The organism is Arcobacter caeni (assembly GCF_003063245.1).
GTDB classification, from domain to species: domain Bacteria; phylum Campylobacterota; class Campylobacteria; order Campylobacterales; family Arcobacteraceae; genus Aliarcobacter; species Aliarcobacter caeni.
Genome location: NZ_MUXE01000006.1, coordinates 73,893 through 90,514, shown reverse-complemented (window position 1 = coordinate 90,514; position 16,622 = coordinate 73,893). Strand labels below are relative to the sequence as shown.

Sequence of the window (16,622 nt, the reverse complement as noted above, 5' to 3'; positions counted from 1 at the left end):
GGAGTTAATTAATGGCAAAATTTGAAAAATCTAACTCTGTTGGTGAGTGGTTAGATCAAAGATTAAATTTAACTACTTTCAACAAAGTAATGATGACTGAATATTGGATTCCAAAAGATATTAACTTCTTATGGGCAATGGGTGTATTATTAGCTACTACATTTGGTATTTTAATTATTTCTGGAATCTTCTTAATGATGTATTACAAACCAGATATTAACTTAGCATTTGACTCAGTTAACTACACAATTATGCAAGAAGTTGCATTTGGTTGGTTATTCAGACATATTCATGGGGTTGCAGCATCAGTTGTTTTCTTAGTTATTTATATTCACATGTTTACAGGAATTTATTATGGTTCTTACAAACAAGGTAGAGAAATGATTTGGATTTCTGGTATGTTATTATTTATGACATTCAGTGCTGCTGGATTCTCTGGATATATGTTACCATGGGGACAAATGTCTTACTGGGCAGCAATGGTTATTACTAACTTATTTGGTGGAGTTCCTGTTATTGGAGATGCTTTAGTTGTATGGATTAGAGGTGACTTTAATGTGGCTGATGCTACTTTAACAAGATTCTTTATGTTGCATGTATTCTTATTACCAATTACAATTATGGGAATTATTGCTTTACACTTCTATACTCTTAGAATTCCTCATGTTAATAATCAAAATTCTGACGAATTTGATTTTGATACTGAAGCTGAAAAATATTTAGCTGGAAATAAAAAAGAGTCAAAAGTTATTCCTTTCTGGCCTGTATTTATCTCAAAAGATTTAGCAGTACTTGGTGTATTCTTAATTTTCTATTTCTACTTAGTATTCTTCCATTATGATTTTGCTATGGACCCTGTAAACTTTGATCCTGCAAATAATATGGTAACACCAGCTCATATTTATCCTGAGTGGTATTTCTTATGGTCATACGAAGTGTTAAGAGGATTCTTCTTTGATATGTTTGGATTTAAAGCATTTAATATTGGACTAATTGCATTTGCATTTGCAAATGTTATTTTCTTATTATTACCTTGGTTAGATAGAGATCCAAAAATTTTACCAGCTCATAGAAGACCAGTTTTCTTTGCATGGTTCTGGATTTTAATGATTGACTTAATTGTATTAACTGTTTATGGTAAATTACCACCAACAGGTGCTAATGCATGGGTTGGATTCTTTGCAGCTGTTTCATTTATATTATTATTTATTATACTTCCAATTGTTACTAAAATTGATGCTAAGAAAAGGGGATCACTATGAGAGAATTAAAAATATTAGCAGTAGTAGTTGCTTTAACGCTAATTACATACTGGGGAGTTGAGCCATTTGCTCACTCTCAAATGCACCCTCATGTTGCTCCTGCTGATTTTACATTTTCTGATGTTCAAGAAGATATAAAAGATATTAAAGCATTACAAGGTGATGCAGTAAATGGTGAAACATTAGTTACATCAAACTGTACAGCTTGTCACTCAATTGAAGCAAAAGGCTTCCCGGCAGTTATGGATAATGCAAGTTCTGCTGCTGCTTATGGAGTAACTCCTCCTGATTTAAGTAGTGCTGGAAAACTTTATAATGCAGATTATTTAGCAGCATTTATTAAAAATCCTGCTAAAGCTTCAAAAGTTTCTCATAAATTTGTTGAAGGTAGAGTTCATCCAATGCCTGCTTATGATTGGATGCAACCACAAGAAGTAGCTGATATGGTTGCTTTCTTAAAATCAATTGCACCAAAAGAAATGACTAATAAAGAAGTTTTTCATGACGCTTGTCAAAGATGTCACTCTATTAAATATGCTGATATGAAAGGTGGGACAATGGTTGCATTTACACCAAATGCTGACATTAAACACTATATGGGGAAATTACCTCCTGACTTATCTCAATTTATTAGATCAAGAGGTCATGAATATTTGGAAACATTTGTTAATGATCCTGAGAAACATTTAGAAGGTACAGCAATGCCTAGAGTTGGATTAAATGAAGAAGCTCAAGAGCAAGTTGTTTCTTACCTAGAAGAAATTGGTGATTCTAAAAAATCTCAAAGAGAAGAATTAGGACCTAAATTCTTAATTTATCTAGTGATTTTTGCAATCTTTGGTTTCTTATGGAAAGCAAGTAAATGGAGAGATGTTCACTAGAACACCCTTCATAAAATAAAAAAGGCTTAGGATTTTTTCCTAAGCCTTTTTTTTTGTACATAATCAAAGTAAATTAATTATAATCTTATATTTTAATAATTTAAGTTTTATTTAAATGCTTAGATAGTAATATTTAAAGCCAAAAGTAGAAGGAACATAAAATGAAAATCACGAAAATAATCTTAGCTTGCTCATTAGTATTTGGAATCGTAAATGCAAATGATGTAATGCAAAACTCAATGTCAACTATGGAAAAAGGTATGACTCAAATTCAAAAAGGTTTTTTAAATAATAACCTTGATTTGATTAAAGAGGGAACTAAACTTGTGAAAGAGGGAAATGCACTTTTCTCAGATACAAAAGTTATAAACCAATATTTACCTGACAATAAAAAGCATATGGTAAATATGGCTGAAAATGCTTCAAAAAGAATATCTTTAGATATTACTGAATTAGAATCTAATTTGGATAATAAAGCATTTATAAAAGCTACAAATGCTTATTCTGATATGTTAAACGCATGTTCTAGCTGCCACTCAATAGTTAGAAATTGGTAAGGAAATAAAAAGATAAACTTTAAAAGTTTATCTTTTTTTATAAGAGTATTTTTGTTCCTGCAGCTATTATTGCTGTTTCAGAACGAAGTATTAAATTTGAATTGAATCCTACAATATTTTCTTTGTTAAATTTTTCTCTTTCATTTTTAGAAAAACCACCTTCACATCCAATAACTAAAGTTTTAATTTCATCTTTTTTATCATCAATCATTTTTGTAGAAAAATCTAAAAAATAAACATCACTATTTTCTTTTATAAAATTTTCTAAGCTTTTTGAAACTTCAAGTTTTATAATATCCGATCTTCCACATTGGCTTGAAGAGTTAATTAAAATCTTTTCCAACTTTTCAATATTAATTTTAAAGTTTTTTTGCGAATAATCAGCATAAATAAATGTGATTTTATTTACTCCCATTTCATTTAATGAAGTTATATTTTTTTCTACTGTTTTAGGATCCACAACACACCAACCAAGATGTAATTTTTTTTCATTAATTACAATTTTTTCTTCCTTTGAAACTAAATTCAAATATGCTTTTTTCTTATCAATAGAATTAATTTTATATAAATAAATATTATCATCTTTTAAATTTCTAAAATATATTTCATCATCAATTTTGTGTCGTCTAGCTTTTATCAAATAATTATAAACTTCATCTTTTATTTCAAAAATATCACTTCCACAAAATTCATCATAAGTAAATTGCATTAAAATACCTTACTTAAAATATAAACAGCAATAATTACCGAAATTTCTATCGTATAAATCTTTTTAGCATAAATATAAAACTCATTTTGTAATTCAATTTGGTCATGTTTTATAACTCTCATTTTTTTATATCTTTTTATTTCAATAACTAATAAAAATATAGAAGCTGGAATCATTAAAGCTATTGTAAAACTAAAAGTTTGTGCATAAAAAGCCACTATTGTCCCTGTATAAATTACTACTGCATTTATTGAATGATATAAAGGTGTCAAAAATTTTAGTCGTTTTGCTAAAACTATAAACTCCTTTTCTTTATATACAGAATATAGATTAAATACCATAATTGCTAAGAAAAAATATATTGTATAAATGTGGGTTTGAACCGCACTGTGCATTAATTCCATTATTGTTTATCTCACTTTTAAAAAATTTTGGTATTATATCTAACTTGTCATAAGTTTTTATTTTAACTACAAAAAGGAATAATATGGCTATAAATGTACAAACTGCTATAGAAATCATTTCAAATTTAACTTTAGATTTAAATTTTGAAATTATCCCCATAGAAAATGCAACGGGAAGAATATGTGCAAAAGAGATTTTTGCCACAAGTTTTTTACCAAAATTTGATAATTCAGCAATGGATGGATATGCAATAATTTATGAAGATAAAGACAATGAATTAGAAATAATTGATACTATTTTTGCAGGTGATAACAATAATAAATTATTAGAAAAAAATACTTGTATAAAAATAATGACTGGCGCAAAAATGCCAGATAATTCAACGGCAATAATTCCAAAAGAAGATGTAGAAGAACTTAATGATAATAAAATTAAAATTTTAAAAAATGTTAAAGAATTTCAACATATAAGATATATTGGTGAAGATATAAAATTAGACGAACTTTTAATAAATATTGGTGATGACATTAATTTCTCAAAAATCACCCTACTTGCAAGTCAAGGAATTTCACATATAAAAGTTTATAAAAAACCAAAAGTTGTAGTTTTTGCAAGTGGTGAAGAGTTAAAACTTCATTATGAAAAAATAGAATCTTTTCAAATTTATAATTCTAATACACCAACTTTTATAAGTCGAGCAAAAGAATTAGGTTGTGATGTAGTTTTTATAGGTCAAGCAAAAGATACAATTGAAGATATAAAAACTTTGGTTAATAACTCTTTAGATGCAGATTTATTAATCACTTCTGGTGGAGTTTCAGTTGGAGATGCGGATTTTACAAAAGAAGCATTTAATCAACTAAACATTGAAACTATTTTTGATGGAATTGATGTAAAACCAGGTAAACCAACAGTTTTTGGAAAAATTAAAAATACTTATATTCTAAATCTTCCAGGAAATCCTCTTGCATCTGCATTAATATTTGAAATGTTTGGAAAAATCCTAATTCAAAAACTTATTGGTTCAAGAAATATTTATTCAAATTATATTTTAGGAAAATTAAAAGATGACTTTTCAACAAAAAAAGGAAAAACTACGCTAATTCCTGGTTTTTTTGATGGTGAATATTTTGAAGCTTCTCAAAAAAGATCAGCGGGAATGGTTTGCGTTTTAAGTTCTTGTAATTCAATGATTATAATAGATGATAAAGTTGAGAAATTAGAAAAAAATTGTTTAATAAAAATATTACCAATAAATTGGAAATTCTTTAGCGATAAAAAAAAGGACTTTTTAACACATGAGTAATATCAGAACAAAAAAAGCAATATGTATTTTAAGTGGTGGAATGGATTCCACACTTGCTTCATATATGGCAAAAAATGACGGTTATGAAATAATTGCTGTTCATTTTAATTATGGACAAAGAACACAAGATAGAGAATTAAAAGCATTTAGAGATATTTGTAATGATTTAAAAATTTTAGAAAAATATGAAGTTGATATTCCTTTTTTTACACAAATTGGTGCAAGTGCTTTAACAGATAAAAATATTGATGTTCCAACAGGAGGAATTGAAGCTGGAGTTCCTATTACTTATGTTCCATTTAGAAATGGAATATTTTTATCAATAGCAGCAGCAATTGCTGAAAAAGAAGAGGCAACTGCTATGTATATTGGAGTTGTACAAGAAGATAGTTCAGGTTATCCTGATTGTACAGACGAATTTATAGCTGATATGAAAAAAGCTATAAATCAAGGAACAAGAGAAGATACGCATATTAATATTATTACACCTTTAGTTCATTTATCAAAAGCTCAAATTGTTTTAGAAGCCATAAAATTAAATGTGCCACTTGAACATACTTGGTCATGTTATAAAGAAGAAAATGAAGCTTGTGGAATTTGTGATTCTTGTAGACTTAGACTTAATGGATTTAAAGTTGCAAACCAAACTGATCCAATAACTTATAAGGTTTTATAATGCATTGGAAAATATCAAAAGAATTTGAGTTTTGTTATGGTCACAGAGTTTGGTCACAAACTTTAGATACAGAATTTTCATTAGATTCATGTTTAAAATGTAGACATTTACATGGACATCAAGGAAAAATCTTAGTTTATTTAGAAGCACAAGAATTAAAAGATGGAATGGTTACAGATTTTAAGCATTTAAATTGGTTTAAACAATTTATTGATGATATTCTTGACCATAAATTTATTTTAGATATTAATGATCCTTTATTTTTTACATTAATTCCAAATGTAAATAAAAATGAATTAATTAACTTTGAGGAAGGTTATTATTTAGTAAATCTTACAAAATTTAAAGATGATGAAATTCATATTAAAGAACTTTATGAAGGTTATATAATTGTAGATTTTGTTCCAACAAGTGAAAATTTATCTGCATGGTTTTTAAAAATTGTTCAAAAGAAGATGGATAAATTAAATGTCAAAGTTTCTCATGTGGAATTTTTAGAAACACCAAAAAGTAGAAGCACATTTTATGCTTGAAATAAATGAAATTTTTGGTCCAACAATTCAAGGCGAAGGAAAACTTGTAGGAACTCCCTCAATTTTTATAAGATTTGGGAAATGTAATTTCAAATGTGAGGGTTTTTCAGTAGAGTATGAAACTCCAAGTGGAATCAAAAAATGCGCTTGTGATTCATTTTATGCTGTTGATATGGAGTTTAGAGATACTTGGACAAAATATAAATCTTATGAAGAAATTGTAAGTAAAGTTGATACTTTACTTTCTAAATATCCTAATAATTATAAAATAGATATTGTAATAACAGGTGGTGAACCCTTATTATATTGGAATAAAGAAGAGTTTCAGAAACTTTTAAAACACTATATAAATGATGGACATAAAGTCACAATTGAAACAAATGCTTCTTTAAATCTAAATTTTGAATTTGATTATCAAAAATATATTCTATTTTCAATGAGTGTAAAACTTAGTAATTCACTTGAACCTTTTAAAAAAAGAATAAATAAAGAAACAATTGCAAAAATTCTAACAAATACAAGTGAATCATATTTAAAATTTGTAATTGGAAAAGACTTTTTACAAGAAGCAAACAGTGAAATACAAGAGATTTTAAAAGATATTCCAAAATGCGAGGTTTATCTTATGCCACTTGGCGATACAGCAAATGAAATTAATAAAAATTGTGAAGATGTAATAAATATGGCAATAGAAAATGGTTTTAAATATTGTGATAGATTGCATATTAGAGTTTGGGATAATAAAAGAGGTGTTTAAAATTAAAATGCTTTTATTATAAAAGTGTTGATATAATAAACAATTAATGTAAAAAATTAAAAGGATATAAATGAAATTTACAGGTTCTAATGTATTAATCACAGGTGCAAGTAAAGGAATTGGAGCTCAAATTGCAAAAACACTTGGCTCTTTTGGACTAAAAGTTTGGATAAATTATAGAAGTGGTGCAGATGCTGCACTTGCTATCAAAGAAGAGATTGAAAAAGCTGGTGGAACTGCTGCAATTATAAAAGCAGATGTTACAAATGAAGAAGAGTTTTCACAAGCAATAAAAACGATTATTGATTCAGATGGTGAATTAGCATATTTAGTAAACAATGCAGGTATTACAAAAGATAAATTGGCTTTAAGAATGAGTGTTGCTGATTTTAATGATGTAATAAATGCAAACTTAACATCTTCATTTATTGGATGTAGAGAAGCTTTAAAAGTAATGAGTAAAAAAAGATTTGGTGCAGTTGTAAATATTTCATCTATTGTTGGAGAGATGGGAAATGCTGGTCAAACTAACTATTCTGCTTCAAAAGGTGGATTAAATGCAATGACAAAATCATTTGCAAAAGAAGCAGCTTCAAGAGGAATTAGATATAACGCAGTAACTCCTGGATTCATTCAAACAGATATGACACATGAATTAAAAGACGAAGTTAAAGCTGAATATGAAAAAAATATTCCTCTTTCAAGATTTGGTCAACCCGCAGAAATAGCTGATGCAGTGGCATTTTTATTAAGTGATCATGCTTCATATATTACAGGTGAAATATTAAAAGTTAACGGTGGATTGTACGTTTAATATTTTTAATAAGAGTTCAAATATTTAATTTAAAAGAGTTTTTAAAAACTTTTTTGTTATAATACATAAATAATTTTATAAAAGGAAATAAATATGGCATTATTAGATGATGTAAAAGAAGTTGTTATTGAGCAATTAGATTGTGACCCAGCAGAAGTAAAAGAAGATTCAAAGTTTATTGAAGACTTAGGTGCAGATTCACTAGATGTTGTTGAATTAGTTATGGCTTTAGAAGAAAAATTTGACATTGAAATCCCAGATGAAGATGCTGAAAAAATTTTAACTGTTGCTGATGCTATAAAATACATCGAAAATAACGCGTAATTTATACGCTATTTTAAATAGAAGATTAATTCTTCTATTTATATTTAAACTATTGAGTTTTTTTGTAAAAGATTGAATAATTCAAATAATATAAAAACATGGAGCATATTTAAATGAGAAGAGTTGTTGTAACGGGTATTGGTACTATTAATTCTACAGGACATAATGTAAAAGATTCTTTTGAAGCTGTTGTAAATGGTGTTTGTGGTATTGACACTATTACACTATTTGATGCAAGTGAATTTTCTGTAAAGATTGCTGGAGAAGTAAAAGATTTTGATCCAACAACTGTAATGGACAAAAAAGAAGTAAAAAAAGCTGATAGATTTATTCAATTAGGTATTAAAGCAGCTCTTGAAGCAATGATTGATTCAGGTTATATAACGCAAGAAAATAAAAAAGTTGATGCCTCAATTGCTGATAGATTTGGAATGATTTCAGGTTCTGGAATTGGTGGTTTATCAACTATTGAAAGAAACTCTGTTGTTTGTGAAACAAAAGGTTCAAGAAAAGTTTCACCTTTCTTTATTCCATCATCACTAGCTAATATGCTAAGTGGATTTATTTCTATTGAACATAATTTAAGAGGTCCATCATTAGCACATGTAACTGCTTGTGCTGCTTCAACTCATGCATTAAATGATGCTGTAAAAACTATTATGATTGGTGGAGCTGACAGAGTTTTAGTTGTTGGAGCTGAAAGTGCTGTTTGTGCTGCAGGTGTTGCAGGATTTGCTGCAATGAAAGCATTATCTACAAGAAATGATGATCCAAAGAAATCATCAAGACCATTTGACATTGATAGAGATGGTTTTGTTATGGGTGAGGGTGCTGGAGCTTTAGTTGTAGAAGATTTAGAAATTGCTCTTGCAAGAGGTGCTAAAATTTATGCTGAAATTATTGGATTTGGTGAATCAGGTGATGCAAATCATATTACTTCACCTGTTATGGATGGTCCTTTAAGAGCTATGAAAGCGGCATTTGAAATGGCAAAGAATATCACTGGAGAATATCCAAAAATTGATTATATCAATGCTCATGGAACATCAACTCCTGTTGGTGATAAAAATGAAACAGCAGCAATTAAAGCACTATTTGATGGAAAAGATATTCCATTGGTATCTTCAACAAAAGGTCAAATTGGACATTGTTTGGGTGCAGCTGGTGCAATTGAAGCAATTTTTACTATTAAAGCATTAAATGAGGGAATTATTCCTCCAACAATCAATATAGATAATCAAGACCCTGAATGTGATTTAGATTATGTAGCAAATATTGCTAGAAAAGCTAACTTAACTACAGTTATGAGCAATAATTTTGGTTTTGGTGGAACTAATGGTTCTGTAATATTTAGAAAATACATAAAATAATTAAAATAAAACCTAAGTGTAAAAGAGATAATTGTAGATTATCTCTTTTTTTTTAAAGGGAAAAAATTGGCAACTTACTTAGAATTTGAAGACAAAATCAAAAAGATTGAAGACGAGATAATTACAGCAAAAACAAAATCAGATGAACATGCTGTTGATATTTTAGAAAAAAAACTAGAAAAAGAAGTTGAAAAAACTTTTAAAAACTTAAGTGATTATCAAAAACTCCAACTTGCTCGTCATCCAGACAGACCTTATTCATTAGATTACATAAATGCTTTATTAACTAATGCTTATGAAATTCATGGGGATAGACACTATATTGATGATCATGCAATAGTATGTTATTTGGGATATATTGGTACTCAAAAAGTACTAGTTATTGGTGAACAAAAAGGTAGAGGAACAAAAGATAAACTTCACAGAAATTTTGGGATGCCTAGCCCTGAGGGATATAGAAAAGCATTAAGAGCTGCAAAAATGGCTGAAAAATTTCAAATTCCTATTCTTATGCTAGTTGATACTCCAGGTGCCTATCCAGGAATTGGAGCTGAAGAAAGATGTCAAAGTGAAGCAATTGCTAGAAATTTATATGAATTTGCGGATTTAACAACTCCTACTGTTTCGGTTGTAATCGGAGAAGGTGGTTCAGGTGGAGCATTAGCTATTTCAGTTGCTGATAAACTAGCAATGATGAGATATTCAGTTTATGCTGTTATTTCGCCTGAGGGCTGTAGTGCAATTTTATGGAATGACCCTACAAAAGTTGAAACGGCAGCGAATGCATTAAAGATTACTGCAGAAAATTTAAAAGAGTTAAAACTTATTGATGATGTTATAAATGAGCCTTTAATTGGAGCACATAGAAAAAAAGAAGAAGCTATTTTAGCTTTAAAAGAATATTTTTTATCATCTTTAGAGCAGTTAAAAAAATTAACTCCTGAAAAAAGGTTAGAAAATAAATATCAAAAAATCATGAACTTAGGTTCTTTTTTAGAAAAATAAGTTTAAAGATAACAAAAAGTTTTAAAACTTCTTGTTATCTAACTAATCTACCAACTGGTTCACCACCAATTATATGAAAATGTAAATGATGAACTTCTTGTCCGCCATCATCTCCAACATTTGTAATTAATCTGTAACCACTCTGTTTTACATCTAAAATACCAGCTACTTTTTGAATAAATTCTGTCATTTCAACCATAACATGAGAAGGTATTACATCAAAAGAAGCATAGTGTTCTTTTGGAATAATTAATACATGAACTTTTCTTGTAGGATTAATATCATTAAATGCTAAAAACTTTTCATCCTCTAAAATAGTTTGATTTGGTATCTCACCTTTTACAATCTTACAGAATATACACATTATCTTTCCTTGAAATTAAATAGTAAAATATTATAACCAAACTCTAATAAATCTTTATGTATAATCCCTAAAATACTGATACAAATAATTAAAATCCAAGATAATTATTTATAAATTTAGGGAGAAAAAAGTGACACAGTGGATTGAAAAAATAACCAATGCAACATCACTTGAAGAATTAGAAAATCTTAGAATTGATACTTTAGGTAAAAAAGGTATCTTAACTTTAGAATTTGCTAAAATGAAAAGTGTTCCAAACGAAGAAAAAAAAGTTTTTGCAGAAAATTTAAATACTCAAAAAGAGTTAATTACAGCAACACTAGAATCAAAAAAAATTGTTTTAGAAAAAATTGCACTAAATAATAAACTAGAAAATGAAAAAATTGATGTAACAAGATTTAATAATGAATTAACTTGTGGTGCAACACATCCTGTTGTTGAAACAATGGATAGAATTATAAGATATTTCCAAAATCTAAATTTTGCAGTGGAAGAAGGACCTCTTGTTGAAGATGATTTTCATAATTTTGAAGCATTAAATCTTCCTAAATATCACCCAGCAAGAGATATGCAAGACACTTTTTATAACAAAGATTACACATTATTAAGAACACATACTTCACCTGTTCAAATAAGAACTATGCTAAAACAAGACCCAAATACGCCTATTAGAATGATAGCTCCAGGAACTGTTTTTAGAAGAGATTTTGATATTACTCATACTCCTATGTTTCACCAAATTGAAGCATTAGTTGTGGATGTTGCGGACAAAGTATCTTTTGCAAATTTAAAACATGTTTTAGTTGAATTTTTACAACATATGTTTGGAGATGTAGAAGTTAGATTTAGACCCTCTTTTTTCCCATTCACAGAACCATCTGCTGAAGTTGATATTTCATGTGTGTTTTGTAAAGGTGATGGTTGTAGAGTTTGTTCACAAACAGGATGGCTTGAAGTTTTAGGTTGTGGAATTGTAGATGAAAATGTATTCAAAGCTGTTGGTTATGAAAATAAATCAGGATATGCTTTTGGATTAGGAGTTGAAAGATTCGCAATGCTAATTCATAATATTGGAGATTTAAGATCACTATTTGAAAGTGATACAAGACTATTAGGACAATTCAAATGATAATTACTAGAAGTTGGTTAGAAGAATTTATTGATATTTCAAAAATTTCAACAGATGAAATTTGTAAAACTCTAAATGCTATTGGTTTTGAGGTTGATAGTTTAGAAAAAATTACAATTGCTCCTAAAGTTGTAGTTGGAAAAGTTTTAGAAAAAGTTAAACATCCAGATGCTGATAAATTAAATATTTGTCAAGTTGATTTAGGAACTCATCAAGTTCAAATAGTTTGTGGTGCAAAAAATGTTGAAGCGGGACAATTTGTACCAGTTGCAACAGTAGGATGTGATTTAGGAAATAATTTTATCATTAAAGAAGCAAAATTAAGAGGTGTTGAATCAAATGGAATGATTTGTTCTTCAACTGAACTTGGACTTCCAAAATTAAATGATGGAATATTAGAACTTGATGATTCTATTGGTGAATTAGTTTTAGGAAAAGAGTTAAAAGAATATTCAAAACTAAATGATGACATTATTGAAATTGGATTAACTGCAAATAGAGGTGATTGTTTAAGTATATATGGAATAGTAAGAGAATTAAGTGCATTTTATTCAATTGTATTAATTGAATGTGATAAAAAAATTAATTACAATAAATTAGGTATTGGTCAACTTTTAGAAATAGAATGCGATAAATATATTGATTCATCTTTATCTTTTATTGTTATTGATTTTTCAGATTTTAAACTAAATATTTTACAAAAACTAAGAACTGCAATAATTGGTAAATTCCAAGAAGATAATGATGTAAAAAATATTTTAACTTATACAACTCATACAACTGGTGTAATTTTAAATGCATATCCTAAAGAAAAAACTATAAAAGGTGAAAATCTTAATATTATGTATATTAAAAAAGATGAATTAGGATTTGATAACATTTATGGAACAGAGCAATTAAGTAAAGTTTGTGTTGAACACAATGATATAGAAAAAGATTATACAAACTTTATTATCGAAGCTTCATATATTAATCCCGAATTAATATCAAAAAAAGTTTTTGATGCAAAAATAAAAACTGGAGAAGTTTATTATAGAGCTTCAAGAGGAAGTGAACCAAATATTGATTTTGGTATGAATTATCTTTCAACATTAGTTTCTAAATTTGGTGCTTCTGTTTATGGTGGTTGTGAAACTTTTGTAGAAGATAAAGAAAAACTAACATTAGATATAAGTGTAAATAAAATTAATGCTATTATTGGTCAAGAAATACCTAAAATTGAAATTGAAAGAATTCTTATTTCATTAGGTTTTGAAGTTAAAGATATTGGTAGTGTTTTAGTTATAAAAATCCCTTATTATAGACATGACATAAAAAATATTGCAGATATTACAGAAGAGATTGTAAGAATTATTGGAATTGATAACATTATTGCAAAACCTTTGCAAATCGATGAAGTAAATAGAGTTAATAAAACTTCAAATGACTTAATTAAAAAAAATAAATTAAGATTTAAAGCAATAGAAAATGGTTTTTATGAAACATTAACTTATGTATTTTCTTCAAAAGAAAGCTTAGAAAAATATGGTTTTAAAACAGTAAAAGATGAACTTGATTTAATCAATCCAATTGTGAAAGAACTAAATACTTTTAGAAGTACAATTTTATTAAATTTAGTAGAAGCTTGTGCAAATAATTTTAAAGTTGGAGCTAGATCAACCGCATTTTTTGAAATAGGAACTATTTTTGATGAGAATAGAAATGAATCTAAAAAGATTTCATTTATTCAAACAGGTTCAATTGAGCAAGAAGAGATTTCAAATGCTGGAAAACCAAAGAATATTGATTTCTTCTCTTTTTCAAAAAAAGTATTAAATACAATTGGAAAATTTGATTTAGAACCAATGACACAAATAGATAATTTATTTATTCATCCATACCAAAATGCTAATGTTTTAATTGATGGGAAAGTAGTTGGATATATTTGTAAACTACATCCAAGTGTTTGTGAAGATTATGATTTAAATGATACATTTATTGCTGAAATTGATTTTGAAGCAATTAAAAATGAGATTATTAAAACAGGTTCTTATTCAAAGTTTCAATCATCAAAAAAAGATTTAACTATTATTGCTCCAAAATCGTTAGAATATAAAGAAGTAAAAAAAGTAATTAATTCTTTAAATAATAAAAATATTAAACAGTTTAATTTAATTGATATTTATCATGATGAAAAATTAGCAGATAATGAAAGTTTAACAATAAGATTTGTTTTACAAAATGATGAAAAAACAATGGAAGAAGAAGATATTACAAAAACTATAAACTCAATTTTAGATGTACTAAATAATGAATTATCAATTGGTTTAAGACAATAATTACAAAAGGAAAAAAGTGGAAAAATTTACTATAAAAAAATTAACAAAAGCATTTGATATAGAAATAGATTCAATTGCAAGTGACAAATCTATATCTCACAGATGTGCGATGTTTTCACTTTTTTCAAATCAAACTTCATATATAAAAAATTATTTAACAGCTGAGGATACTCTAAATACTTTAAGTATCGTGGAACAACTTGGAGCAACTATCAAAAGAGATGGCTCAAGTGTTGAAATAACTCCAACTCCTATTTTAAATGAACCATCCGATGTACTTGATTGCGGAAACTCTGGAACTGCAATGAGACTGTTTTGTGGTTTATTGGCTTCAATTGATGGTGCATTTACATTAACAGGAGATAAATACTTAAGAAATAGACCAATGAATAGAGTTGCTGTTCCTTTAAGAAGTATTGGTGCATTAATAGATGGAAGAGAAAATGGAAATAAAGCTCCTTTATTTATAAGAGGTGTAAAAGAATTACAGCCATTTACTTATCATTCGCCAGTGGATTCAGCACAAGTAAAATCAGCAATGATTCTAGCGGCTCTTAGAGCCTCTGGTATTTCAAAATATAAAGAAAATGAATTAACTAGAGATCATACCGAACGAATGTTAAAAGGAATGGGTGCAAAACTTGAAAATGATAAAGATGGATTTATAAATATTCATCCTTTATCTGGACATTTAAAACCGTTAAATATTACGGTTCCAACTGATCCTTCATCAGCATTTTTCTTTGCTTTAGCTGCTGCTATAACAAAAGGTTCAAGAGTTTTTATTAAAAATGTAACTTTAAATCCAACAAGAATAGAAGCTTATATAGTTTTAAAAAAAATGGGTGTTATCGTAAATTTCATTGAAAAAGAAAATATTTATGAACCAATTGGTGATATTGAAATAATCAATAATGAATTAAATGGGGTTGTTGTAAGTGAAAATATATCTTGGTTAATTGATGAGTTACCAGCTTTATCAATTGCTATGAGTTTAGCAAATGGAAAATCAAAAGTTTCAAATGCAAAAGAGTTAAGAGTAAAAGAGTCAGATAGAATTTCAAGGGTAGTAAATAACCTAAAGCTTTGTGGAGTTACATATACAGAATTTGAAGATGGATATGAGATAATTGGTGGAACAATGAATAAAGCCACAATAAACTCACATGGAGATCATAGGATTGCTATGAGTTTTGCAATTGCTGGACTAAATAGTGATATGGAGATTAAAGATACACAATGTATAGATACTTCATTCCCAAATTTTAAAGAAATACTAGACTCTTTATATAAATAAAGGCAAATTAATATGAAAGTAAAATTAGCATCAAATTATGGATTTTGTTTTGGTGTAAAAAGAGCAATTAAAATAGCAGAGGAGTATGATAATTCTGCAACAATGGGTCCTCTTATTCATAATCAAGATGAAATAAATAGATTGAAAAATGATTTTAAAGTAGGATTATATAATAATTTAAGTGATGTAAAAGACAACGATACAGTTATTATTAGAACCCATGGCATTCCAAAAAATGATTTGAAACATTTAAGAACATTAAATGCAAAAATCATAAATGCAACTTGTCCATTTGTTACAACTCCACAACAAATAGTTAAAAAAATGTCAGGAGAGGGCTATTCTATTCTTATTTTTGGTGATGCAGATCATCCAGAAGTTAAAGGTGTTCAATCTTATGCAGAAAATCAAGATGATGTTCATATTGTATTAGAACCACATGATTTAAAAAACATTATTTTCAAAAATAATAAAATTGCAACAGTTGCACAAACAACAAAAAAGAAAGAAAAATATCTAGAAATTGTAAATTATTTGATTCTAAAAAATAAAGAAGTCAGAGTTTTTAATACAATTTGTGATGCAACATTTGAAAATCAAGATGCTGCAAGAGAACTTTCAAAAGAAGTAGATGTCATGATTGTAATTGGAGGAAAAAACTCATCAAATACAAAACAATTACACTCAATTTGTTTAGAAAATTGTCCTGATTCTTACTTAATTGAGAACCAAACTGAACTAGATAATCACTGGTTTTTAAATAAAAAGTTATGTGGTGTAACAGCAGGTGCTAGTACTCCTGATTGGATAATACAGCAAGTTGTAGACAAAATAGAATCAATTAACTAAGAGTTTTTAAGCCAATTTTTTGTATAATCGTCCCATTTAATAAAACTGGTAAATATGAAGGAATAA

At 27.8% G+C, this 16,622-nt stretch carries 18 protein-coding genes; 15 read left to right on the top strand and 3 right to left on the bottom strand.

What is annotated here, in order from left to right:
• The first annotated feature begins 11 nt into the window (after positions 1–11).
• The 3 genes from B0174_RS05785 (at position 12) to B0174_RS05775 (ending at position 2,700) form a co-directional block, all read left to right on the top strand.
• A complete protein-coding gene (locus B0174_RS05785) occupies positions 12–1,262 on the top strand; it encodes a cytochrome b (RefSeq protein ID WP_108558715.1) in 1,251 nt (416 codons plus the stop codon).
• A complete protein-coding gene (locus tag B0174_RS05780; protein WP_108558714.1) occupies positions 1,259–2,143 on the top strand; it encodes a c-type cytochrome in 885 nt (294 codons plus the stop codon). Before B0174_RS05785 ends, B0174_RS05780 begins: the two co-directional genes overlap by 4 nt.
• Before the next feature lie 161 nt (positions 2,144–2,304).
• On the top strand, positions 2,305–2,700 hold the full coding sequence (locus B0174_RS05775) for a hypothetical protein (protein ID WP_108558713.1): 396 nt from the start codon (positions 2,305–2,307) through the stop codon (positions 2,698–2,700).
• 37 nt (positions 2,701–2,737) lie between these two features.
• Here B0174_RS05775 and B0174_RS05770 read toward each other — a convergent pair whose 3' ends face one another.
• Together B0174_RS05770 and B0174_RS05765 are read right to left on the bottom strand one after the other, a co-directional pair.
• On the bottom strand, positions 2,738–3,409 hold the full coding sequence (locus B0174_RS05770; protein ID WP_108558712.1) for a 16S rRNA (uracil(1498)-N(3))-methyltransferase: 672 nt from the start codon (positions 3,407–3,409) through the stop codon (positions 2,738–2,740).
• Complete coding sequence (locus tag B0174_RS05765; RefSeq protein WP_108558711.1) at positions 3,409–3,813, bottom strand: hypothetical protein; 405 nt, start codon at positions 3,811–3,813, stop codon at positions 3,409–3,411. Before B0174_RS05765 ends, B0174_RS05770 begins: the two co-directional genes overlap by 1 nt.
• 83 nt (positions 3,814–3,896) lie before the next feature.
• On the opposite strand from B0174_RS05765, the gene B0174_RS05760 reads away from it, so the two are divergent.
• From B0174_RS05760 to accA, 8 genes are all read left to right on the top strand, one after another.
• Positions 3,897–5,120 carry a molybdopterin molybdotransferase MoeA gene (locus B0174_RS05760; protein WP_108558710.1) on the top strand — a complete coding sequence of 408 codons (1,224 nt, stop codon included), beginning with the start codon at positions 3,897–3,899 and terminating at the stop codon, positions 5,118–5,120.
• The gene (queC, locus tag B0174_RS05755; protein WP_108558709.1) at positions 5,113–5,796 is read left to right on the top strand and encodes a 7-cyano-7-deazaguanine synthase QueC; all 684 of its coding nucleotides are present in this window, start codon (positions 5,113–5,115) and stop codon (positions 5,794–5,796) included. Before B0174_RS05760 ends, queC begins: the two co-directional genes overlap by 8 nt.
• Positions 5,796–6,329: a 6-carboxytetrahydropterin synthase gene (locus B0174_RS05750; RefSeq protein ID WP_108558708.1), complete on the top strand. Its 534-nt coding sequence runs from the start codon at positions 5,796–5,798 to the stop codon at positions 6,327–6,329. Before queC ends, B0174_RS05750 begins: the two co-directional genes overlap by 1 nt.
• Entirely contained in the window at positions 6,322–7,086 is a 765-nt protein-coding gene (locus B0174_RS05745) for a 7-carboxy-7-deazaguanine synthase QueE (protein WP_108558707.1), read from the top strand. The genes B0174_RS05750 and B0174_RS05745 overlap by 8 nt, the downstream gene beginning before the upstream one ends.
• Before the next feature lie 70 nt (positions 7,087–7,156).
• Positions 7,157–7,900 (top strand): 3-oxoacyl-ACP reductase FabG, encoded by a 744-nt coding sequence (gene fabG, locus B0174_RS05740; protein ID WP_108558706.1) that lies wholly within the window; start codon positions 7,157–7,159, stop codon positions 7,898–7,900.
• Positions 7,901–7,993: 93 nt separating this feature from the next.
• A complete protein-coding gene (gene acpP / locus B0174_RS05735) occupies positions 7,994–8,224 on the top strand; it encodes an acyl carrier protein (protein ID WP_108558705.1) in 231 nt (76 codons plus the stop codon).
• Between the two features lie 113 nt (positions 8,225–8,337).
• Entirely contained in the window at positions 8,338–9,594 is a 1,257-nt protein-coding gene (locus B0174_RS05730) for a beta-ketoacyl-ACP synthase II (protein ID WP_108558704.1), read from the top strand.
• Between the two features lie 66 nt (positions 9,595–9,660).
• Positions 9,661–10,599 carry an acetyl-CoA carboxylase carboxyl transferase subunit alpha gene (accA, locus tag B0174_RS05725; protein WP_108558703.1) on the top strand — a complete coding sequence of 313 codons (939 nt, stop codon included), beginning with the start codon at positions 9,661–9,663 and terminating at the stop codon, positions 10,597–10,599.
• A 34-nt stretch (positions 10,600–10,633) separates the two neighbouring features.
• Here the strand turns inward: accA and B0174_RS05720 are convergent, their stop codons facing one another.
• Positions 10,634–10,963 carry a histidine triad nucleotide-binding protein gene (locus B0174_RS05720; RefSeq protein ID WP_108558702.1) on the bottom strand — a complete coding sequence of 110 codons (330 nt, stop codon included), beginning with the start codon at positions 10,961–10,963 and terminating at the stop codon, positions 10,634–10,636.
• A gap of 130 nt (positions 10,964–11,093) precedes the next feature.
• Between B0174_RS05720 and pheS the strand changes: the two genes are divergently transcribed.
• The 4 genes from pheS to B0174_RS05700 are packed head-to-tail and all read left to right on the top strand — an operon-like array spanning position 11,094 to position 16,556.
• On the top strand, positions 11,094–12,092 hold the full coding sequence (gene pheS / locus B0174_RS05715) for a phenylalanine--tRNA ligase subunit alpha (RefSeq protein ID WP_108558701.1): 999 nt from the start codon (positions 11,094–11,096) through the stop codon (positions 12,090–12,092).
• Complete coding sequence (pheT, locus tag B0174_RS05710) at positions 12,089–14,410, top strand: phenylalanine--tRNA ligase subunit beta (protein ID WP_108558700.1); 2,322 nt, start codon at positions 12,089–12,091, stop codon at positions 14,408–14,410. The genes pheS and pheT overlap by 4 nt, the downstream gene beginning before the upstream one ends.
• Positions 14,411–14,426: 16 nt before the next feature.
• Entirely contained in the window at positions 14,427–15,707 is a 1,281-nt protein-coding gene (gene aroA, locus B0174_RS05705; protein ID WP_108558699.1) for a 3-phosphoshikimate 1-carboxyvinyltransferase, read from the top strand.
• A 12-nt stretch (positions 15,708–15,719) separates the two neighbouring features.
• Positions 15,720–16,556, top strand: a complete 837-nt coding sequence (locus B0174_RS05700; RefSeq protein WP_108558698.1) for a 4-hydroxy-3-methylbut-2-enyl diphosphate reductase — start codon at positions 15,720–15,722, stop codon at positions 16,554–16,556.
• Positions 16,557–16,622: the final 66 nt, after the last annotated feature.

Coding starts and splice junctions, on each gene's coding strand:
- B0174_RS05785 (WP_108558715.1), top strand. CDS start 12: ATGGCAAAATTTGAAAAATCTAACTCTGTTGGTGAGTGGTTAGATCAA.
- B0174_RS05780 (WP_108558714.1), top strand. CDS start 1,259: ATGAGAGAATTAAAAATATTAGCAGTAGTAGTTGCTTTAACGCTAATT.
- B0174_RS05775 (WP_108558713.1), top strand. CDS start 2,305: ATGAAAATCACGAAAATAATCTTAGCTTGCTCATTAGTATTTGGAATC.
- B0174_RS05770 (WP_108558712.1), bottom strand. CDS start 3,409: ATGCAATTTACTTATGATGAATTTTGTGGAAGTGATATTTTTGAAATA.
- B0174_RS05765 (WP_108558711.1), bottom strand. CDS start 3,813: ATGGAATTAATGCACAGTGCGGTTCAAACCCACATTTATACAATATAT.
- B0174_RS05760 (WP_108558710.1), top strand. CDS start 3,897: ATGGCTATAAATGTACAAACTGCTATAGAAATCATTTCAAATTTAACT.
- queC (WP_108558709.1), top strand. CDS start 5,113: ATGAGTAATATCAGAACAAAAAAAGCAATATGTATTTTAAGTGGTGGA.
- B0174_RS05750 (WP_108558708.1), top strand. CDS start 5,796: ATGCATTGGAAAATATCAAAAGAATTTGAGTTTTGTTATGGTCACAGA.
- B0174_RS05745 (WP_108558707.1), top strand. CDS start 6,322: ATGCTTGAAATAAATGAAATTTTTGGTCCAACAATTCAAGGCGAAGGA.
- fabG (WP_108558706.1), top strand. CDS start 7,157: ATGAAATTTACAGGTTCTAATGTATTAATCACAGGTGCAAGTAAAGGA.
- acpP (WP_108558705.1), top strand. CDS start 7,994: ATGGCATTATTAGATGATGTAAAAGAAGTTGTTATTGAGCAATTAGAT.
- B0174_RS05730 (WP_108558704.1), top strand. CDS start 8,338: ATGAGAAGAGTTGTTGTAACGGGTATTGGTACTATTAATTCTACAGGA.
- B0174_RS05720 (WP_108558702.1), bottom strand. CDS start 10,963: ATGTGTATATTCTGTAAGATTGTAAAAGGTGAGATACCAAATCAAACT.
- pheT (WP_108558700.1), top strand. CDS start 12,089: ATGATAATTACTAGAAGTTGGTTAGAAGAATTTATTGATATTTCAAAA.
- B0174_RS05700 (WP_108558698.1), top strand. CDS start 15,720: ATGAAAGTAAAATTAGCATCAAATTATGGATTTTGTTTTGGTGTAAAA.